Source organism: Vallitalea longa (genome assembly GCF_027923465.1).
GTDB classification, from domain to species: domain Bacteria; phylum Bacillota; class Clostridia; order Lachnospirales; family Vallitaleaceae; genus Vallitalea; species Vallitalea longa.
The window spans coordinates 87,259-110,795 of the sequence record NZ_BRLB01000001.1 but is presented as its reverse complement, the minus strand read 5'-3'; the positions used below and the strand labels follow the sequence as shown (position 1 = coordinate 110,795).

Sequence of the window (23,537 nt, the reverse complement as noted above, 5' to 3'; positions counted from 1 at the left end):
TATGAATAGAGAAAAAGTAAATCATATGGAATATTTAGAAGGTATGGATGTTATAGAATCCAATATGATGGAAGAAGTATTGTCAATAGTCAATGAATATGATTATAGTAAATACACTTCTAAAGACGTAGAAAGAGCATTGGAGAAGGAAAGACTTTCAATAGATGATTTTGCAGCAATATTATCACCACAAGCTATGCCATATATAGAGAAAATGGCAAGACTTGCAACGCTAAGAACCAGAAAGTTCTTTGGTAATTCAGTCACTATGTTTACACCTTTATATATAGCTAATTATTGTGAGAATCATTGTGTATATTGCGGGTTCAACTGTAAAAACAAAATTCACAGGGGTATGCTTACTCTAGAAGAAATAGATCAAGAATTTAAGAATATAGCATCAACAGGCTTGAAGGAAATTTTATTATTGACAGGGGAATCAAGAAGTACTTCTAGTGTAGAGTATATTGGAGAAGCAGTAAAATTAGCATCAAAATATTTTTCTACAGTAGGAATAGAAGTATATCCTGTAAATATTGATGAATATGTGCATTTACATAACTGCGGAGCTGATTTTGTCTCAGTTTATCAAGAGACATATAATACTGATAAATATGAGCAGGTACATCTTAGTGGTGCCAAGAGAATTTTCCCATATCGTTTCTATGCACAAGAAAGAGCATTATTAGGAGGAATGAGAGGGGTATCATTTGGTGCGTTATTGGGTATTGATGATTTTAGAAAAGATGCATTTGCAGCAGGGTTACACGCATATTCTGTACAGAAGAAATATCCATATGCGGAAGTTTCGTTTTCTTGTCCAAGACTACGACCTTATATAAATAATGAAGAAAATAATGCTAAGGATGTACATGAAACTCAACTATTGCAAGTAATGTTGGCTTATAGATTATTTATGCCATTTGCAGGAATAACTATTTCTACTAGGGAAAGAGCAGGTTTCCGTAATAATGTTGTCGGTATGGTAGCCACTAAAATATCAGCAGGAGTTAAAGTTAGTGTGGGAGGACATGGTGAAGATCAAAAAGGTGATGAACAATTTGAAATCTCTGACCCACGTAATGTTAGTGAAGTACACAATATGATTCTAGATAAAGGTTTACAACCTGTTTATAGAGATTATATTTATGTTTAGGAGAAGATTATGCTTATATGTGTAACCAATAGAAAACTGTGCCAAGACAATTTTTTGGATAGGATTAATATGATTGCAGAAGGAAAGCCTTATGCTGTTATGTTAAGAGAAAAAGATTTAGCTCTTTGTGAATATGAAGCTTTAGCTATTAAAGTAAAGCATATATGTAGTAATAGTAAAGTAATGCTAATAATTAATCATAATATCGAAGTAGCATTGAAATTATGTATTCCTAATATACATTTATCTATGATGGAACTTAGGAAATACAAAATTCAGTTGGATATATTTGATAATGTGGGAGCTTCTGTGCATTCCATGGAGGAAGCTATGGAAGCACAGAAGTTAGGTGCTGATTATATAATAGCTGGACATATATATTCTACATCATGTAAACAGGGAGTTCCTCCTAGAGGATTGAGCTTCTTGGAAGGAATTTGCAGTAAAATAAAGATTCCGGTTTTTGCAATTGGAGGAATCACTAGCGATAAAAAAAGTGAGATATTAAAAACCGGTGCAAAAGGGATGTGCATAATGTCCGAAATAATGAATTGTTCTAGTCCTATTCAATGTATTAATACTTTTGGGCGTTGAAATTAGATTATATATTATTATAAAAGAACGATTTCAAATACAAATACTTAGAGTAGTCGATAACTTAATTTTACCACCTTTTTAATAAATGTTAGGTGGTAAAGTTAAGGTTTTATCAATATCCTTTATAATGTTTTCTAAATGAACCAGGTGTCATTTTTTCAATTCGCTTAAACCATTTTCCATAATAACTAGCATCTTCAAATCCAACTTTTTTACTTATTTCATGTATAGTAAAATTAGTATTCAACATTAATTCTTTACTTTTTTGTATACGAACCTCATTAACATATTCAAAAGGTCTTTTATTAGTAGCTTTAGAAAATATATTGCATAAATATTGAGGAGTCACTTTGATAAGATTAGCTAATGAATCTATAGTAAGAGCGCTATAGAAATTATCATTAATATAATTTATAACTATGTCTATTTTCGTTGTATAGTCAGGTGAGGAACTCCTATTGATGTATTTAGGTAACGTCATTACAAAATCATAATTCATTATAGATAGTTCTATGTAGTTGTTATAATGATTACCTATATCAATGCAGTTGACAATTTTTTCTCTTATTCCAGATATATCATTAATATAGTAGTAATTGGATTTATAGAAACCAAGTGTGTTAAGTAATTGTTTTACTGCAAAGCCATCAAATGTTACCCAATCAGTTAACCATTTCTCACATAAAGGTTCATAATAATGAGGTACATCTTTATGTATTATCATTCCCATGTTTTTTTCTAAAATAATACGTTCATTATTTATTTTGATTTTACCTTTACCCATAGAACACTGTATCCAATGATAAGATGGAAAACCATAAGTACGATCAACACTTTCCTGATAAAAATCACATCCTGCTGATGTAAGATAGATAGGTAATTTTTTTTGCTTTTCTAAGATAACAGGGAAAAAAGTTTTTTGCATGACTACACCTCAATTATTAGTTTCATATAATTATATATATCATAAAATTATTAGATATACAAGGATAATTATATTTGATATATTATTAATATAATTATATACATGAATATGGATTACTTTTTAGGAGGAGAAAAATGAGGGAAATTATTAGATTTAATAGCGATTGGTTGTATACTGAAAATTTTCAAGAGGAATATATTAATAAAACATATGACGATTCAAAATTCAACAATGTAATGTTACCCCACGCAAATAAAACAATACCTTATAATTACTTTGATGAACACGATTATCAATTTGTTTCATGTTATAGAAAACATTTCTGTGTTGAAGATAAATATAAGGGAAAAATGATATTTGTTGATTTTGAAGGTGTAATGACTTATGCCAAGTGTTATATTAATGGAAGATATGTAGGTGAACATAAAGGAGGTTATACACCATTTTCTATTGATGTTACAGATTACATAGTATTTAATGAAGAAAATGTTTTGACTGTTATGGTTGATTCGACAGAAAGAGAAGATATACCTCCCTTTGGAAAATATATTGATTATCTCTGTTATGGGGGTATATATCGTGAAGTTTCACTAAGGATTGTTGAAAATGTATATATCAAGCATGCTTTTGTTAGAACAAAAGATATTTTATGTGATGAAAAGAAGTTAGAAGCTGATGTATATATTAGTAGTAATATGAAACAGGAGCAGAATTTAACTATCCAGTTGAATCTAATAGATTCTAATGGAAATCTGTGTAAATCAAAGATACAAGAAAAAACAATTAAAGAAGGAAAAGAAAAAGTTCTAATAGATCTATCTGAATTAAGTGATATCAATTTGTGGGATATAGATGATCCTAATCTTTATGAAGTTGAAATTATACTGATATCTGAAAATATAACAATTGATAGGTATGTGAATACTATTGGTTTTAGGTCTGCTGGATTTACTGAAACGGGATTTTATCTTAATGGTAAACATATCAATTTGGTTGGGCTCAACCGTCATCAATCTTTCCCTTATGTCGGTTATGCAATGCCGAAAAGAGCTCAGGAGAAAGATGCTGATATATTAAAAGATTTGGGACTTAATATTGTTAGAACCTCACATTATCCACAATCAAGACATTTTCTCAATCGTTGTGATGAAATAGGATTATTGGTATTAGAAGAGACTCCTGGATGGCAACATATAGGAGATAAAGCTTGGCAGGAAATAGCGTGTAATAATGTTGAAGAAATGATAACTCGTGATTACAATCATCCATCAATCATCTTATGGGGAGTAAGGATAAATGAGTCACCAGATAATCATGATTTTTATGTAAAAACTAATGAAATCGCTCACAGACTAGATAATGTTAGACAAACGGGAGGAATAAGATGTATTAACGATAGCGAATTACTTGAAGATGTCTATACCATGAATGATTTTGATATTTCTCAAAGACGTCAGCAAAGTATAACAGGTCTAGATCATTTAGTTCCATATCTCGTGACTGAAAAAATAGGTCATATGTATCCTACTAAGAGATTTGATAAAGAAGAAAGACTTATAGAACATGCTAATAGACATTTATGTGCACATAATGAAACATATCTGGATAGTACAATATCAGGACTTATATGTTGGTGTGCTTTTGATTATAATACACACCATAATTTCGGTTCTGGTGATAGAATATGTTATCATGGTGTTATGGATATGTTTAGAATACCTAAAATGGCAGCTGGTGTATATCGTTCTCAAAAAGATCCAGAAAAAGAACCTGTACTTGAGCCTGCAACTATATGGACTAATGGAGAAAGAGATGGTTCAAGTATCTGTTCTTTAACTATATATACGAATTGTGATAGAGTAGATATGTATATGGGAGATAAAATGACTGAGAGTTTCTATCCTGATAGAGATACTTACAGAGGGCTTCCTCATCCACCAGTAATTATAAAAACTAATTTCAGCAAATGGGGTAGTGCTTGGGATGATGTTAGATTCGTTGGTTTTATAAATGATCAAAAAGTAATAGAAAATAATTTATGTAAGAATCCTATAGCTACTCAACTTATAGGAGAAGCAGATGATACTATATTGAATAGCGGTGACTGGGATACTACAAGAATTGTGTATAAATGTGTTGATCAAAAGGGTAATTTACTTCCTTTTATTAATGAATTAATAGAATTTGATGTTGAAGGTGAAGGAGAAGTCATAGGACCTGATAAAGTAGGTCTTATAGGTGGATGCATCGGAGTATGGATAAGAACTACTGGAAAAAAAGGCAATATTGTCGTAAAAGCAAAATGTTCTCGTTTTGAAGCTAATACTATTAAAATTACAGTTCAGTAAACTTCATATATAATTATTATAACTCAACTTTTTACACCTATGGTTGTCATGCAATGGATTCAATTATATTTGCTGACATAAATATTAAAGTGTGAAAGTTGAGTTATCAATTTAATGAACTTGTAAATTTAATTAGAATAATTACTATTATTTACTACCATCTATTAGTAACTTCTTCTGCAAAACCTAATAGATTATTTACTTTTAATTCTTGACCACTATCCAGAATAACTTTACCTGAATAGTATCCAAAAACCTGATGCTGATTCGATTTGATTACTAAAATATTTGAATTGGAATGTCTGTCTATTATAGGGTCGAAATTCATTTCAAATCTATTATCGTTACTTGTAAATGTCCATGGTTTCACATAACTATCATTAGGAATTACAAAAGTGACTTTATCCAATTTATGTGCTTTATCTTTGTAGAAAAGCATATTTTCACTTGCATTGCTAGTATCTCCAAAGCCATATCCAATATTAAAGCCAAATGATTGGTTGTTTATTGTACCTGATAGAGAACCCCAATACCATTTATTAGAATAGGTCCATACACCACGCCCCCAATCTAAAACCCCAAATGAAGGTATAGTATTGAAGTTATAATTTTTATTGCCTAGTATCAAATTTCCGTAAGCTTTCATACAATTAATTTTTTGATTGTAATAGAATCGATGTTTTTTATAGAAAGGAGTTGCAATAACCATAGATTCCAAATTATTAGGTTGATGTAAAGTTATTTCACCTTCTAGAGTATCTACTTTATTGAATTCCTTGATATTTACTTTTAGATATCTGTATTCCCCTTCTTTTATAAATTCTAGCCTGCATTTCTTGTTATTGTATACAACATTACCTTTATGTGAAGTAGAAGGCATATTGAATTTACCTAGAGGAAATGGTATCAGTATAGTTTTTGTCCACTGGGTTGGTATAAGGAAGTCTAGTAATGTTATAGATATTAATCCTATATAACCATTATCAGCAATAGTGAAGGCTACACCAAATTTTTCATTTAATATGCAATAGTAATCCCATTCTTTGATTTTTAGTTTGGAAGTTCTAATATTAGGTCTATTATAATGAAGTAATAATTCTTTTGCCCACCCTTTTTGAGTTAAGTCTCCGTTAATATTAAGCAGTTCACCTGAATGAATAATCTCATTTTGCATAATATAACCTCCCTGGATATTAAAAATTATTATTAATACTAAAAAACAATCATTAATAAAGTGAAAAATTACGCTTTGTATTTCAAAGATAAAAAACAGAAGAGACTATTATTATAATTCTGTAAGGGTTTCTATAAGCAAATCTAATTAGAATAGTAAGGTATTGATAAAGGTGATATCTTTTACGTATATTAATTATACTATAAAAAAGAATTTAATGAAATCAAGATGTTACAAAAAAGTTACAAAAAATTGTTACAAAAGTTTGACGTTTGGATAAAAGAATGTTATAATTATGTAATAAATGAACAGAGGCAAGTAATAAAGTAGAATTTCGACAAAATATCGTAGAAAATTAATATTTTTGAAGATAAGAAAAGAGGGTGTTTGAAAAAGTCATATATACATAGAAAAGAACAGATTGAGCATTAGAATAATTAACATTTTAAGAAGATAATAAATAGGTATTTTTTATAATAAATAATTGATAAAAATAAAACTAATATGGAGGAGAACTATGTGTCATATTAATATGAAGACTATTGGTAGAAATACGGTTGCATTAATCGTTATATTCTTTTCACTAATATTTGCTACAGTACTTATTCAAGCTAATATGAACGATCAATCTAGTACGATATATAATGTTTCTTATAAAAATAATCAAGTAGGTTTTATAGAAGATAAAGAAATTATGGAACAAGTAATCAACAATATACAATTACGTTTGGAATATGAATTGAATACATCAATCCTAATAGATGATATAGTTAATATTTTACCTGTTTATAAAGATGATCAAGTTCTTATGACTGAACAGGAATTAGAAGATAAATTATTTAATGTTCTACTATATAATAAAGATGATTTTTTTGTTAAAGCTAACGTATTATCAATTAATGAAGATACTAAAGTTATTGTTAAAGACAAAGAAACAGCAGAATCAGTATTAGAGGATGTCAAAAGTGGTTATCTGAAAGATGATACATCAGCTAAAGTAGAAAATATTGAATTCCTTGAATCTGTGGATGATGCTTCCCTTTTTGTAGCGACAAGTAGTGTTGTTGAAAAAGAAGAAGCGGTAGAACAATTAAAGTCAAGTAAAGATGAAAAAGTTACATACTCAATAAAATCTGGTGATACTTTATATGAAATTGCGTTAAATAACGATATGAGTTTAGCGGACTTATTGAAGATTAATCCACAATTACAACAAGATAGCTTAATACATATAGGGCAAGAATTAAATTTAATGATACCAAAACCAGTGTTATCAGTAAAAGTACAAGAAAAACTTACATATCAAGAAGATATTAAAACACCAGTTGAATATAAAGATGATGATACTCAATATAAATCATATTCAAAAGTAATTCAAGAAGGTGAACCTGGTATTAAAGAGATAACATCAAATGTTACATATGTTAATGGTTTAGAATCAGAAAGAGAAATAATATCTGAAAAAATCATAAAAGAACCAGTTAAAAAAATAGTAGCAGTTGGAACTAGAACTCTTCCTGTTTTCGGTATGCCAGTATATGGTATGATTACATCTCCTTTCGGATCAAGATGGGGTTCATTCCATACAGGAATTGATATAGGTGTAAGAACTGGAACAAGAGTAAAAGCTTCGGAGAGTGGAACAGTTATATTTGCTGGATGGAGTGGAGGATATGGTTATCTAGTTAAAATAAGCCATAGTAGCGGATATACTACTTATTATGCACACAACAGCAGATTATATGTCAAAAAAGGACAAAAAGTATCCAGAGGCGATGTTATTGCCGCTTCAGGTAGTACAGGTAATAGTACAGGACCACATGTGCATTTTGAAATACGTAAAAATGGAGTTCCACAAAACCCAACTAAATATATATATTAATTATAAAAAAGTAAAACCCGAGTAAATAATAATTACTCGGGTTTGATTTATTTACATAAACAATTCTAGAATTCTAACGAATAATGAACTGAATAATACAGTTATTATTCCAGCTAGACCAATGGATAAACCACTCATAGCTCCTTCTATCTCTCCCATTTCCATAGCTTTTGAAGTTCCAACTGCATGAGATGAAGTTCCTATTGCAATACCTATTGCAACTTTATCGTTTATTCTAAAAAGCTTTAATATTATAGGAGCGATTATGGCACCAGTTATTCCAGTCAGTACAATTGCAACTACAGTTATTGATGGAATACCACCTATGCTATTAGCAACTTCTATACCAATTGGTGTAGTAATTGATTTCGGGATAAGTGTGTATAACAATTCTTGTTCATAAGAAAAAACCTTACAAAGTGCAAAGACACTTGTTATTGTTGTAAGTACTCCCACTATGATACCTATAAGGATAGGTTTTTTATTTTGTTTAAACAAATGAAATTGTTTATATAAAGGAACAGCTAATATTACGGTCGCAGGACCTAATAAATAAGATATCATGTCTCCGCCTTTTTCATAAGAATCTAGGGGAATATCAAATATTAGTAACACTCCTATTATCAACCCTATACTTATCAGTAAAGGATGCATGATCGCTAATTTTGTCTTCTTATTTATGTAGAGTCCGATTTCAAACATAACTATTGATATCAATATTCCAAAGGTTGGATTATTTATTATTTCTTCCATTTATTTCTTACCTCTTTTCATGACTTTTTGCACAGTTAGACCAGTTACACTCATAACGATAGCAGTGGTAAGAATTGTTATAAATAAAAAACTTAGCCATATAGAGCTCAATGTATCAAGAGATGAGATTAATGCCACACCAGGTGGTATGAAGAAAAATGCTAAATGATTAAGTAGGAAATCACTTATTTCCTTTATCGCTTCCACTTTGATAACATTCAAACTCAATAAAACAAAAAGTATTACCATTCCAAGAATATTACCCGGGATCGGGACATGGCATATTTTGTTCAGTAGTTCTCCAATTAGAAAAATACCTATTATAATGCCGAATTGCCTTAGTAGTTTCATATTTTGCCTTCTTTCAGTATAAATAGAGTGGTACAATGACCATACCCATTTTAAAAAATATAATAGCACGATATTTAGGTTTTATCAAGAGTTCATTTTTTCAATATGTAAAATTATTTAACCTTAAAGGTAAAAACTATCCATAGTAATTACTATATTATTTTTATAAAATTATTATTGTGATAAGAATGATTTTATCTTATTAAAGTAGTATATAAAATATGGAGGAGGAAGTTTGATGAAAAACTTTTCAAAAGTATTAAGTATGTTTTTATCTATTTCTATGATTATTCTAATGATTGTAGGTTGTTCAACTAAATCATCAGAACCAAAAGAAACCAATTCTTCTAAAGAACAAGCATCTGAGGACAATAATTCAAAAGCTACAGCAGATAAGAAAAAAGGTGGTTCCATCACAATGATGGCGTCACAAAATTGGATAAAAGATATTGATCGTACGTTATTCAAGAAATTTCAGGATGAAACAGGTATCGAAGTGAAAGTGCTTCTGACACCAGATAATGGATATGAAACTTTACTTGGAACATCTTTATCAGGTGGAAGTAATGCTGTTGATATGTTTATGTTTTCAGCTGGTTCACCAATGGTATCAGCAGGTATCCCTGAGGTAGCTCTTGATCTATCAGATGAAGAATGGGTTTCAAGATTAGAGCCATGGGCTGTTGCAGCTAATACATACAAAAATACATTATATGGTTTTAGTACATGGGGCATTGATTTTGAGGGAGTATTATATAATAAATCTTATTTTGATGAAAATAAATTGGAAGTACCAAAAACATGGGACCAGTTCATGGAATTGCTAGATACGATAAAAGGACTTGGAAAAATACCTTTATATGAGAGTATTAATGGGGTATGGCATACTCAAAGTTGGATATACGCTATGACACCTGTTATGTTTGAAGAAGATCCAGATTTTATTGGCAAATTAAATCAAACAGCTGACAATAAATTCGCTTCAAGTGAAAAATTAAAATTAGGATTATCACAGCTATATGAATTGTTAAATGCAAAAGAAGATGGAAAACCAAAATATTATACTAATGATGGACAATCTGAGGATTGGTTCGGGAGCTATCCTTCAATGGTTAATCGTGATACGGTTATGATGTTTACATATAGCGCTTACGTATCTGAACTGAAACAAAAAGAAAGTACAGATGAATGGGGAATGTTTCCACTTCCTATAGCAGGAAATACAAAAGGTATTTCTAATGGTGGAGGAATATCAAAATATATTAACAAAAATAGTAAAAACATTGATTTATGTAAAGAATTACTTGAATTCTTATCAAGAGAAGATAATCTTGAAGAATACTATGGTGCTAGAAGTGACCTTGTCAGTGCTTCATTTATGGGTGTCAATTCAGTTAAACCTACTGATGCAACAAACGAAATCATTGAATTATCAGGTGGAGCAGATGTACCAGTAATGATGATGAGGGACATACTGTATTGGGACCCAGATATGTATAAATATCTACAAGGTTTCGCAGAAGGAACTACAACTGTTGATGAATTCATCACTAATATTGATAACTATAGAGCTACACTTTTTGAGGCATCAGAAAATTAAGGTTTTATATGAACATAAAGGTATGGTTGGAGAGTTGATTCGTATAGCTCTCCTTAAGCCTTATTTTTATATTTATGTGTTTATGAAAAGATTTTGTGATTTTATAATTTTGAACTAAGGAGGACTATATGTTGAATAATTTTAAAAATTATATTAGAGTATTTTTAATTAGTATTACAATGATAGTTAGTTCATTAATACCATCAATATCTTTAACAGTAAATGCTCAGGAAAGAGCTAACCAAGATGAAGGTTTCATAGCAACACCTTATATGGATGAAAACGGAATTGAAATCCATAACCTAGAAGAAGCAGTAACAAAAGAGGGTAAAGAATTTTGGCTTGAAACAACAAACGATATGCCTACCACGGTTATTAAAAATGAAAATTCTATTATCATGAAGAATGCTGTTATTGAAAGAAAATTCAATATTCCCCAGATTGGCTCAACAGAATTCTATTCACAAAGTTATAAGAATCTATATACAGAGCAGGAATTTCTGAAAGAAGAAGTAAAACCTGATATATATATAGGACTTTATGATAAACCATATAATGAGATTTATAATCATAAGACAATAAATTTGGATCCAGAGTATTATTATGTTGGTGGGATAGAAAATAGCAATACATTTATATTTGATGGATATGAAATCTATGATGAGTGCGAAAAACCATTTGAATGGACTCCTAGTAAATTATATAGTGATCCATCGGTTGGTGAGTGGCCACCATCAGGTAAGAGAGTAGTTTTCAAGTTTAGAGCGCCAGATACATTTAAAGAAGCTTATCAAGGAATTAATATTAAAGTAATATATGAAATGTATGATGGTATTTCAGCGATGAAAAAGCGTGTTGAAATATGTAATACATCAGAACATGTAATTACAGTAGGAAAATTAGCACCAGAAGTACTAAATGCCAAAGAAGATATGAAAGACCAAATTCATATGGAAACGACGTATACTTGTGGGACTGAATCTACGGTACCAATTAACACAAAACTTCCATGTGGTTGTAAAAACGAAAAAGAGAATAGTGCATTTAAAGAACTGCCAGATATGGTACATGCATGTTATGAAATAGGTCCTGGGTATGAATTAAATAAAGATGAAGAATTTATAACATTTGATGTTTATGAATTATTACATAGTACATATTGGTTTGAAAATAAATGTAAAGAAATAAAAGGTATGTATAAAAAATTATTCCCATGGACTACAGATAATCCAATAACATTTCATTGTACTCAAAGATTGACTAAAGAGGTTATAGATCATGCAGCAGAAGCAGGTTTTGAAATGATTATCCAATCTTATGCTGCACCAGACATGTCAGAATCTATGCTTACCCGAAATACGGATAGATTAAATCATTATAAGGACCTGATAGACTATGCTCATACTAAAGGAATTGATATTGGTATATATCAAGCACAATATACTTTAGGGAAATATAGAAATAATGGAGCATCATATGGTTCTAACGATATAGGACAATGGGGAACATGGTGTATGGCTAGTGCTGCCTTTGATGATTATTGGGATAATTTTAAACACTTTGTTGAATATACAGGTGTTGATTGTGTTGAAATCGATGGTGCTTATCCAGGCAGTGCTTGTGATAATGGAGAAGAACATATAAATAAAGATAGAGAGACAGATCCTGGTGATTCGTCAAGCACAACGACAGGAAACGAATCAAAATATAAGGTACATAACGGTTATTATGATTCTGTAGTAAAACAGTGGGAAAATGCAGTTAGAACGTTGACTAAAACAATGAGAGATTTAGATGTATATGTAAAATTACCTGCATGGTATTATTTGAATGGTGGAAACAAAGGAGCTATTGGATATGAAGAAATAGCTTGGAGTCAACCGAGACATGAACAACTTCTATATGGCAGGCAAATCATATATAATTCATCATATGGAAAGAATACTTCTCTAAGTTGGTCTCATATACCATTTGTCCAATATCACGGAGGTGGTGATGCTGCAGCTTTTAAACCATTTCGTGAACATTTGGATGACTATAATTGGGTATTAGCTCAGAATTTAGGTAATGGTGTTACATCAGATTATCGAGGTGATAGTTTATTTGATGATGAATCTCTGCCAATAATGAAAAAATGGGTTGATTTCTATAAGAGACATAGAGGAATTATTAATTCTGATATGATCAAAATTTCTCAAGCTATGTATCCAGAAAACTCAAATAGACAATCAACAACTAAATTAGATACACTCTATCATGTCAATTCTCAGAATGATGGTGAAAAAGGTTTACTGTGGGTATACAATCAGTCAGATGAAGAGAGGACAGAAGTAATTACTGTACCTATGTATTATACAGGACTTACTGATATGACTTATCCCAATATACCTCTAAAAGGTTCTCTTGGTAAAAATGTAAAACGTTATGGGCAATGGCCTCCTAATTATTCATGGATTCCAAGTGAAGAACCAAATTATTGTAATGAAACACCTGAAATTGGTATTACAAGAGGTCAAGCAGATTTTGTAAAAGAAGGTACGAATGTTCAAAATATGCCAATTGATTCAAATGGAAATGTTATGCTAGAAGTCACTTTGCCACCAATGTCATTTACATATTATACAATTTATGAGCAAGGACAAGTACCTGAAACAAAAATAAATATAGGAAAAGTCAATGATGTTGTTTTAACATCTAATACTGAACATTCTATTTCTTTTTCTTGGGATAAAGATGTTGAAGTAACAGTTATTCAAAATGGTGAAATATGTCCTGATGAACCTGCTGTTGATTATTTTAATATATACAGAAATGGAGAGCTAGTAGGTAGTTCTATTACCAATACTTATAGGGATGAAACATTACCTGAAAATGCTACATTTAAATATACAGTAGAAGCAGTAGTAGCAGACACAAAAGGAACCAAGAGTGATGAGTTTGTTGCAGAAACTTTAGTTGATACAGTAAATCCAGACATAATTAATGTAATTCCTTTAGAACAAAATAAAATCAAGATAATATTTAATGAGCCGATTGATGAAATGTCAGGAAGCAATATTGAGAACTATACATTTACAGAGAACATCAATGTAATAAACAGTGAGGTACATGAAAATGAGGTTACATTAACCGTAGATAATCTGATTCCAATGAAAACATATACATTAACAGTCAAAAACGTAAAAGACAGATCAGCAGCAAGTAATGTTGTTGATACTGAGGATAATAATGTAATGTATGGTTATATAAGTAGATATCCTTTAGATAGTATTGTTAATGATAAAACACCTGAGATAATTAATCAGCAACAAATTACTATAAAAAATGCAACAATCGTTAAGGATGTAATTGGAGATGTTACTAAGTTTGATTCAAGTAAAAGAGCATATGCAGACTTAGGAACTAATCTAATCAAGAATGACAGTGACTATTCAATAAGTATGTGGATAAATACGACTGATATATCAAAACAAATAATAATGAGTCAAGGTCAAGATGAAATAGCTGAAAACGATTTTACTGTTTATATTGAAGATGGTATACCGAAATTTAATATCAGTAACTCCGATAATGCTGAATCAGTCAATTTGATAAGTAAAAAAAGTATTAATTTAGGTGAGTGGAATAACATCATAGTTAGCTGTAATGGAAATTCGTATGCTATGTATTTAAATGGTGATGTAGCTGCAGAAATAAGTACAGAAAGAGTAATAGGTAATTATCATAATGCATTATATTTAGGTGCTATAACTAATTCTGCAGGTGGAGATAAAATATTTTTCTATAACGGATTAATAAGTGATGTTGAGATATTCAAAATAGGTTTAACACAAGAACAAGTAAATGGTTTATATTATTCTAATTCTATAGGTTTTAAAAATGCTTTGGCTAAGGTTGCATACATCAATAAGAAATATTATACAGATAATAGTTATAGTATATATGAAGATGCTTTTACTCAATTAAAGACTATATTGGAAAACGATGATTATGATGCCAATGAAGCAGTAAATAAATTAATCTCAGTGAATGAAGCAAAAGATAACCTCAAGCTACTTGATGAATATGAATCAGCAGTCAGTATATATTCTATGGATGAAGAAGATGGTAATGAAATCATTGATGGGCTATCAGGTAACATTGGCAATATGGCAAATGGAGATTTTATGAGATTATACACACCATTTGATAAGGGAATATACATCAATGAGACACAAAATAATTTGATTAAAATTGCATCACCTATAAAAGAATTAGATTCATATTCAATAATGGGTTGGTTCAAATATCAACCAAGAGATAATAATGATCTGAATGATGAATATGAAATGGCAGGGAAACAAGTTCTGTTATCCGATAATCAAATGAATCTATATATTGAAGATGGAAAATTGCATCTTAATATTTTGGGCAATGTAAATAATATAGAGCTTGTAGCTAATAAATCTATAAAATACGATGCCCTAGCTGAGGAAAAACGGCAGGCATTCAATAGCTTTGCAGTCATACGAGATAACAATAATTTTATTCTTTATCAAAATGGCATAGAGGTAGCAAGAGGGACACAAGATAATGTTAAAGATAGTTCATCAAATATGTATATTGGTTCGGATATAGATGAAGATAATATATTTAATGGAATAGTAGATGAATTTGTTTTCTACAATGAAGCTGTATCCAAAACAAAAATTGATAGATTTACTAATAATCTAAGTTTTGATAAAGGGAAAGCAACCAATATCTCTACGGGTAAAGACATATTCAGTGATAATATGACCGATAGGCATAGAATAAATGATGGTAAGGCACTAGATTTAGCTGGAAAAGATACACCATGGTCGGCTAGAAAAGACAATGTAGGAAAATTAATGTATGGGATTGATCTAGGAAAAGAATATCTTATTGATGCTATATCTTTCACACAATTCTATAGACCTTATGGTCAGATGGGATACGGTCAAGCTGGTTTCAGATATTATGATACTGTTATACAAGTATCAACCAAAGAAGATTTCAGTTCTGATGTAGTTACAGTATTTAATAATGATATTAATAATGAATTGGGTATGGGTAATGGTAAAGACCAATTATTTGTTTCTACCGAACTTGGAAATGATATCGTATTTGATGAACCTATAGTTGGTAGATATGTAAGACTATATAATAGTGGTTTCTATACTCTTGATGATTCCAATATGAAATCTTATGTAAATGTTGTAGAACTTGAAGCTTATGGTAGAGATAATAATAATGACGGTTCAACGAAATTTAATTTACAAGTGAATGATAATAACAGTGTAGAAATGAAACAGGGAGATGAGGTTGCATTTACTGTAACTCCTGAAAACCCCGATATTAATATTAATAATGAAAATATTATATATGATGTAAGTGATACATCACTGATTAGTATTAATGAAGATAGTCAAACAATAACAGTCATAAAAACACCAAATACAACGCAAGATATAACAATAACCGCAAAAACTCAGATTAATGGAGTAGACTATATATCTGAACCATTGATTGTGAACGTTCTAGGTGAGTTAGAGGTCAAGTGGCAAAATCTATCAGTCAGAGATGCAGAATGGATTCTAAATGAAAATGGTGAATTTATTGCTCCGGTAACTGGAAAAGATGAGGTGTTGATCAGAAAAGGTATAACTATGTCAGAAGGGGTTATTCAAGCTGATGTTTTCTTAGGGTCAGATAATGGTCAAAAGCAGGGATTAGCTATCGGTTGGGGAAATGATACAAGTGATGGTGCAAAACAACAAGGATATGAAATACTGATTAGCAAGAATAAGGTTGCAATTGAAAAAAGTGGAATAGGCATACTGAAGTCCCAACAATACATAATGGATGATAGTGATTGGGTTAGCCTAAAAACGGAATTTCAAAATGGATTAATTAATGTTTATATTGATGATGTACTTCAACTAGAGTATAGAGATAATGTCAATATTGTCAATGATTCATACGTTGGACTATTTGCGAACATGTGGCCTTACAATGAAAACGCGACTTCACCGAAATTCAGAAATACTGATTTTGGAGAAAATAAATAAATGATGTACATGTAACATTTATCATATATAAGTAAGTATGTTGTATTAATACAATAAATCAAATTATTACAAAGGACCTTGATATGAAATTAAGGTCCTTTTATTATCCTAAAAATTCATATAACAAGGTAAAATATTTACACAAAGCAAGTAAGAACAATCCATGGAAATCAAGTAATCATTAAAATATAATTATATACAAAGATAAAGTTCTTAAATGATGAGAATGATGAGGGGGAATTTTGATGAAGAAACCATGAAAAATCTTGAGTTAGACGTAAGAGAATTTTAGATTAATATTAAGTCTTGGAGGTACAATATGGCTACTAAAAAAATATATCGTCAGGGATTTACAATACCGGCACTAGCTTTTTATACAATACTATTTATAATACCTGTTATTTTAGGTTTTTATTATTCGCTTACTAATTGGAATGCAATAAAATTATCAGGAGAGGTTTCTAAATTCATTGGGTTCAGTAATTTTAAGAAGATATTTACTACTCCAGAATTATCAGGCATTATTCTACGAACAATCTATTTCGGTTTGATAACTACTGTATTCAAAAACATTATAGGTTTTGCACTTGCTTTACTGGTGAATAAAGGTTTGAAAACAAGACATGTCTTAAGGTCAATATACTTTTTACCTTCTATGCTCTCACCATTAATCATTGGTCTGATATTTGGATCTTTATTTATGACTAATGGTTTTGTCAATCAGTTATTGATAAGCTTGGGATTAGATAATATAGCAGTCCCATGGTTAACTACTAAATCTACGGCACTTGGAACAACAATGTTCGTTGAGATATGGAGACAGACAGGATTTAATATGGTAATTTATTTAGCTGGTCTTCAATTGATTGATGCAGTTTATTATGAAGCAGCCTCAATAGACGGTGCAACTGCTTGGCAACAACTTATTTACATAACTTTGCCACGTATGATGCCATCTTTCGCAATCAATCTTTTATTGAACCTCTCACAAGGCTTAAAAGCTTTTGATATAATTTTTGTATTAACAGGAGGAGGTCCAGCAGGTTCAACAGAACTTATTAATACAATTGTTTACAAAGAATTTGGTAAGAAACTATATGGTATGTCAACTGCTTATGGTGTTATCGTATTTTTTATAACTGCAATTTTTGGACTGATTACATTAAAGTTGACTAATAAAGATAACGATGCTTAGTTGGGGAGGGTTAAGAAAATGAACGGTAAAACAAAAACGAAGTTAATTAATTTATTAAAAGGATTACTTGCATGGATAATATCATTAATAGTGATTACTCCATTTTTGATAGTTCTATTTAATGCATTCAAGACAACTAATGAAGCACTTAATATGAGCTTGTCTTTACCTAAATCTATACATTTGGAAAATTTCAAGAAAGTATGGGAAGTAGGGAATATACCAAGGTCTTATATGAACAGTTTTTTACTTAGTGGTGGAGCTGTAACTATTAGTGTCATCTGTTCGTCCTTATGTGCTTTTGTTCTTGCTAGAAATAAGACACGTGTTAATCGAGGAATCTATATTTATTTTTCATTAGGGTTAATGTTTCCTGTTAATATGGTTACAGTTGTAAAAGTTATGAGATGGTTAAATCTTTATAACTCACGTGTTGGAGTAATATTCTTATGTACAGCACTTATATTACCTCTTAGTGTATTCTTATACTATGGTTTTATTAATAGTATACCCGTTGAAATGGATGAAGCTGCAATAATGGATGGTGCTTCTGCTAACAAAATATTTTTTTCTGTAATATTTCCTATGGTAAAGCCAGTTACTGTAACGGTTGTTATGATTAATTTCCTTAATGTCTGGAATGACTTCACTATACCACTTTATATGTTGCCTGATCCTTCAAAAGCAGTTATTGTACAGCAAGTCTATAATTTTTATGGTACTTTTACAGCAAGTTGGAATCTAGTCAGTGTGACTATTTTATATGCGATATTACCAATAATCATAATATATGCTATAGGTCAAAAATATATCATATCCGGAATGGTTGCTGGAGCAGTGAAAGGTTAAGTGTTCTACAAATCAACTTAAAAATAGTGTATAATATATATTAATAAAATATAAAAAGTAATTAAGTGGTATACATTATAATAATTAAGTCTCACATTTAGGTGATTTTATGAAAAAAAATATATCTTATAAGTTATTTAAAGTATATGTGATTTTTTTTACTGCATTTATATCTATTCTTTTAATTACTTTTGGGCTGTATGTGGGAGTGGATATGAATAATAATATCATTGATACACAAGAGCAAATGGTCCATAGTATTAATAAAAACATTGATAATATATTTGAAGACATGAATGAGTTTTCCATTGCGTTAAAAGATTCTAAGATTTTTAAGAATATAGCTATTACTAATTTACCGGAAACTTATGAAAGTAACGGTAATCTCAGCAGTTATTTTAGAGATATGTATTTAAGTGCATATAAAATGATTGAAAAAAGTTATAAAGTGGGTATATATGTTTATGATGGATATTATATATGGCTAGGTAATAACTACTTCATTAATAAGACACAGGTAGATAGTTCTACTTATTATCAAGACTATGCTAATTATGGTTATAAGAATATCAATTATGTTAAAAATAATCCTTTTCTAGAAGAATTTTTCAAAAGTCATAAGAGTAAGGGAATTGTTAATGAAGACACTATTTCTTTATCAAGAACAATAAATGAGAAAAATATATTCAATAGACCTGAAGCCATGTTAGAAGTTCATATTCCTTATATCAAATTAGAAGAGCTAATGAATGACATTATCGCTACTAAAGATACTAAGGATATGAAAATATTGTTATATGATATTAAAGGTAATGCGATATACGGTAAAGATGAATTCGACATTGCTGATTTCATGTCAGATGGTAAAATCAATCAAGGAAAATATAAGCAGAATAAGAACATCATCAGTATATTACCAGTAGAATCTTCAAATATCTATATGGTATCAATAGTTAAATCATCAAGACTTTATTCTTCCTTAAAAAAGTACATTTTATTTGCTGTAGTTATTTTCTTGATAGTCAATATAATACTTATAGTCCTTACATATAAAATTGCAATTAGAATTACAACACCTTTAAAAAATATATGCAGCCAAATAGAAAATATTGATTTGCGTCAAAGAAGTTCATATCAATATAATTTAATTCAAACAGATATTCATGAGATAGACATATTAAATACAACTATAAATAATATGCAAAAAAAATTAGTTGATTCTTTAGATAAAATAGTTAGTTTGGAATCATTTGAAGTTCAATCTAAAATGTTAGCGTTACAATCACAGATGCAACCACATTTTTTATATAATACGCTTATGACAATATCAGCGTTAGCAGAAAATAATGAGAATGATAAAGTTTCAAGAGTCTGTTTTGCCCTGACACATATGTTACGGTATATATCATCTAATAATACTAATAGTGTCACTATAGCAGATGAGATGCAATATGTGGACAAGTATATGGATATTATGGAGGAACGTTTTGAAGATATATGTATTGATTGGAATATTTCTTTAGATATGATTGATATATTAGTTCCTAAGCTAATAATTCAACCTTTAGTTGAAAACAGCTTGAAATATAATGAAAAATGTAATATAAGAATTGATGGTTTTGTTACAGATGATATTTGGACTATCAGAGTTATAGATGATGGGATAGGATTTAGTGATGGAACTATTGATAATATAATGATGCGTTGCGAGAAAGTATCAAAAAATTATAAGTCATACAGTCTCCAAATAGATGGAATGGGGATTCTCAATATATATATTAGATTGAAATTGTTATATGAAGATAATATGAGTTTCAATATAGGTAATATAAAAAATGGCGGTTGTTTTGTAGAAATAGGCGGCCAGGTTGAGAGGTTTAATGATGAAAGAGATATATAGAATTAAAATTGTCGTAGTTGATGATGAAACGAAAATATTAAATAATATCATATCCCAAATAAGATCTGTGATGAAAGAATGCGAGATCGTAGCTTCTGCAACTAATGGAGAAGAAGCATTAGAAGCTATTGAAAAATACCATCCGCATATAGTATTTACTGATATCAAGATGCCCAATATGGATGGTTTAGAGTTATCAAAGGAAATCAAAGGTCGTTTTCCAAGTATATATGTGGTTATAATTAGTGGGTTTTCAGATTTTGTTTTAGCACAACAAGCAATTCAATTTGGTGTGTTCAATTATTTGTTGAAACCTATAGAAAAAGAAAAACTTAGAGATACTCTTAATGATATAAAAGATGAATTAGAAGTTGATCTAGTAAATAGTAATAGGTCGATTGTTATACCAGATTCTATGAAAGTTACTTCTAATCCTATGAATGAAGTATTTAAAACAAATAATTATGGGTTATTTGTTCTCTGTTTCAACAATCTTTGTTACGATAATCTAGATGATTATCTTATTAAATATTATGAAAAGAATTTTTCTGAATTGGATTGGGACAAAATTATTTCTACACTTAGAATGGATATAACAAAATGGATAATTATTGATGACCATATAATTAATCAGAAAAATATAATTATAGGTATAGACAATGAAGAATATAATTTTGAAGAAATCGCCAAACGATTGACATTAGTCATTAGAAAGATGTATCCACAATTCATGTTGAACATATGCTGCCATAGAAAACCTATAATTAGAAGTCAGATATGGTTATATACTAAGCGAATGAGAAATATTATACAAAACTCTGTGGTTATAACAATGCCCAGAATTTTTATTTTGGAGAAGGATGAAAATAAAGTGTATATGGATTACTTGTACACTATAAAATCTAGAATAGATAAGAATATAAAATCTTATATAAAAGCTAAAAAATATGATGAGTTGTATAAAGAAATAAAGGATATCCTTACTTATCTGTCAAAAGTAAATGTTAATCAAAAACAATATGAAAAAATATTAGCGAACATTTTGCAGATGCTGGAATTTTATATGGATAGATATGATAATATCTGGTCGGAAAAACTTCAGATTGATCTTTTTAGAACAATAAGTCTTACGAAAGATTATGGAGAAGTAGAAAAAGTATTTTCATATTGTATCAATAATTTTTTAAAAGATAATCAACTGGCTATGAAAACTAAAGATATTCAAGAAGAGATTTTGAACTATGTAGATGAGAATTATATTAAAATCGAAAAGGTAGAAGAAGTCGCAGAAATATTTAATTATAACTATACATATTTATCTAGATTATTTAAAAAAATGACAGGAACAACAATGAGTAAGTATATTACTAATAAGAAAATAGAAACAGCTAAAAGAATAATCGAGCAAACAGAAGATATAGGGATAAAGACTGTAGGACAAATGGTGGGATATGAGGACCAGCATTATTTCAGTAGAACATTTAAATCTATAACGGGGGTAAGTCCTAGTGAGTATAAGGGCTGATGAAACATAGAAAAAAAATATAATTAATAATTTTATAGTAGAAGGAGTAATGTAAAATGAGCAAATGAAACTTTACAATTAAGACATAATAGAATATAATATTAATAATGATAATTATTATCAATCGTATAATGATACAATAATAGTATTTATGACGTTAACTATATTGAAAGAGGTGCTTGCTTTGAATGATAATATCATTGTTAGTAATGCAAACGAATTTTATGAATTTTTCGTAGAAGAGTGTGAATTTCAAAGTGAAAAAGCAGGTATGTACATAAGATATTATGTAAGTCCACAATACGGAGAAGGTTTTATAGAACAGATAAAATTTCCTAATGGGTTGGAGTTATGTATAACCGATTTATATCTAAAAAAATCTATTGGTTTTGAATACGATCTAATGAATCCACCATATGAAATTAACTACATGGTTGAAGGCAATCTTTTTCATAATGAGATGGAAGCTAAAGATATGAACATAAGCAGTGGTAACATAAGTGTGTATTTCAGAAAAAAGATGAGTGGATTATTTAAAATTATAAAAGATAGAAGAGTAAGATACATAACTATAATAGCCGATGAGAGATTCATTGAAGAGAGTTTGCTTAACGAAGAATACCATAAAGGTCTTAGTAACTTTAAACGATCAAGTAGAGCTATTGAACTTACTAGACCTCATAAACCAAGAGCAGAATTAAAAGCTATATTTAATCAGATGGTATCATGCGATTTCTCCAATGTGGGGAAATTAATGTATCTTCAAAGTAAATCAATAGAAGCACTATGCTATGTATGGGAAAAAGAGATCACTATGTTAGAAAATCAAGAAAATACATTATTTATTGATAAAGATGCTCTAGAATCAATAGAACTAGCAAGACAGCTAATTGAAGAAAACATGGTAGAGCCTTTTACAATTAAAGAATTAGCAAAACAAGTACATATGAATGAATACAAACTGAAAAAAGCTTTCAAACAACTCTATAATACGACCATTTTTGGGTATCTAAGACACATAAGAATGGTGAAAGCAAAAGAACTACTAGAACAACGGGATATGAATATCGGTCAAATTTCATGTGCAGTAGGTTACACTAACGCAAGCCATTTTTCAAAAAAATTTAAAGAATATTATGGAGAAAATCCTAAAATTTTTCTTTACGGGGCATAAATACTCCCCCCATAGGCAGAAAAATATTTGATAAGACTAT

At 29.8% G+C, this 23,537-nt stretch carries 15 protein-coding genes; 11 read left to right on the top strand and 4 right to left on the bottom strand.

The window, feature by feature from the left end; genetic code table 11:
* Position 1 precedes the first annotated feature (1 nt).
* Both thiH and QMG30_RS00450 read left to right on the top strand, forming a co-directional pair.
* Entirely contained in the window at positions 2-1,156 is a 1,155-nt protein-coding gene (gene thiH / locus QMG30_RS00455; RefSeq protein ID WP_281811073.1) for a 2-iminoacetate synthase ThiH, read from the top strand.
* Between the two features lie 9 nt (positions 1,157-1,165).
* Positions 1,166-1,750, top strand: a complete 585-nt coding sequence (locus tag QMG30_RS00450; RefSeq protein WP_281811071.1) for a thiamine phosphate synthase — start codon at positions 1,166-1,168, stop codon at positions 1,748-1,750.
* A gap of 115 nt (positions 1,751-1,865) precedes the next feature.
* On the opposite strand, the gene QMG30_RS00445 is transcribed toward QMG30_RS00450, so the two are convergent.
* Positions 1,866-2,678: an AraC family transcriptional regulator gene (locus tag QMG30_RS00445; protein ID WP_281811069.1), complete on the bottom strand. Its 813-nt coding sequence runs from the start codon at positions 2,676-2,678 to the stop codon at positions 1,866-1,868.
* Between the two features lie 134 nt (positions 2,679-2,812).
* Here QMG30_RS00445 and QMG30_RS00440 point away from each other — a divergent pair, with 134 nt between their 5' ends.
* A complete protein-coding gene (locus tag QMG30_RS00440) occupies positions 2,813-5,026 on the top strand; it encodes a glycoside hydrolase family 2 protein (protein ID WP_281811067.1) in 2,214 nt (737 codons plus the stop codon).
* 154 nt (positions 5,027-5,180) lie between these two features.
* On the opposite strand, the gene QMG30_RS00435 is transcribed toward QMG30_RS00440, so the two are convergent.
* Positions 5,181-6,200: a DUF2804 domain-containing protein gene (locus QMG30_RS00435; protein WP_281811065.1), complete on the bottom strand. Its 1,020-nt coding sequence runs from the start codon at positions 6,198-6,200 to the stop codon at positions 5,181-5,183.
* 517 nt (positions 6,201-6,717) lie between these two features.
* Here QMG30_RS00435 and QMG30_RS00430 point away from each other — a divergent pair.
* Positions 6,718-8,082 carry a peptidoglycan DD-metalloendopeptidase family protein gene (locus QMG30_RS00430; protein ID WP_281811063.1) on the top strand — a complete coding sequence of 455 codons (1,365 nt, stop codon included), beginning with the start codon at positions 6,718-6,720 and terminating at the stop codon, positions 8,080-8,082.
* Positions 8,083-8,133: 51 nt separating this feature from the next.
* Here the strand turns inward: QMG30_RS00430 and QMG30_RS00425 are convergent, their stop codons facing one another.
* Together QMG30_RS00425 and QMG30_RS00420 are read right to left on the bottom strand one after the other, a co-directional pair.
* A complete protein-coding gene (locus QMG30_RS00425; protein WP_281811061.1) occupies positions 8,134-8,835 on the bottom strand; it encodes an LrgB family protein in 702 nt (233 codons plus the stop codon).
* Positions 8,836-9,186, bottom strand: coding sequence for a CidA/LrgA family protein (locus QMG30_RS00420; RefSeq protein ID WP_281811059.1), 351 nt, complete (start codon positions 9,184-9,186; stop codon positions 8,836-8,838).
* Positions 9,187-9,424: 238 nt separating this feature from the next.
* On the opposite strand from QMG30_RS00420, the gene QMG30_RS00415 reads away from it, so the two are divergent.
* The 7 genes from QMG30_RS00415 to QMG30_RS00385 all read left to right on the top strand — a co-directional run bounded on the left by QMG30_RS00415 (position 9,425) and on the right by QMG30_RS00385 (position 23,497).
* Positions 9,425-10,786 (top strand): ABC transporter substrate-binding protein, encoded by a 1,362-nt coding sequence (locus tag QMG30_RS00415; protein WP_281811057.1) that lies wholly within the window; start codon positions 9,425-9,427, stop codon positions 10,784-10,786.
* Between the two features lie 131 nt (positions 10,787-10,917).
* Entirely contained in the window at positions 10,918-16,854 is a 5,937-nt protein-coding gene (locus tag QMG30_RS00410) for a LamG-like jellyroll fold domain-containing protein (RefSeq protein ID WP_281811055.1), read from the top strand.
* A 319-nt stretch (positions 16,855-17,173) separates the two neighbouring features.
* Positions 17,174-18,049 carry a carbohydrate ABC transporter permease gene (locus QMG30_RS00405; RefSeq protein WP_281811053.1) on the top strand — a complete coding sequence of 292 codons (876 nt, stop codon included), beginning with the start codon at positions 17,174-17,176 and terminating at the stop codon, positions 18,047-18,049.
* A gap of 18 nt (positions 18,050-18,067) precedes the next feature.
* Entirely contained in the window at positions 18,068-18,898 is an 831-nt protein-coding gene (locus QMG30_RS00400) for a carbohydrate ABC transporter permease (protein ID WP_281811052.1), read from the top strand.
* A gap of 109 nt (positions 18,899-19,007) precedes the next feature.
* Complete coding sequence (locus QMG30_RS00395) at positions 19,008-20,798, top strand: sensor histidine kinase (protein ID WP_281811050.1); 1,791 nt, start codon at positions 19,008-19,010, stop codon at positions 20,796-20,798.
* Positions 20,782-22,323 (top strand): response regulator transcription factor, encoded by a 1,542-nt coding sequence (locus tag QMG30_RS00390; RefSeq protein ID WP_281811047.1) that lies wholly within the window; start codon positions 20,782-20,784, stop codon positions 22,321-22,323. The genes QMG30_RS00395 and QMG30_RS00390 overlap by 17 nt, the downstream gene beginning before the upstream one ends.
* Positions 22,324-22,507: 184 nt before the next feature.
* On the top strand, positions 22,508-23,497 hold the full coding sequence (locus tag QMG30_RS00385) for a helix-turn-helix transcriptional regulator (protein WP_281811045.1): 990 nt from the start codon (positions 22,508-22,510) through the stop codon (positions 23,495-23,497).
* Positions 23,498-23,537: the final 40 nt, after the last annotated feature.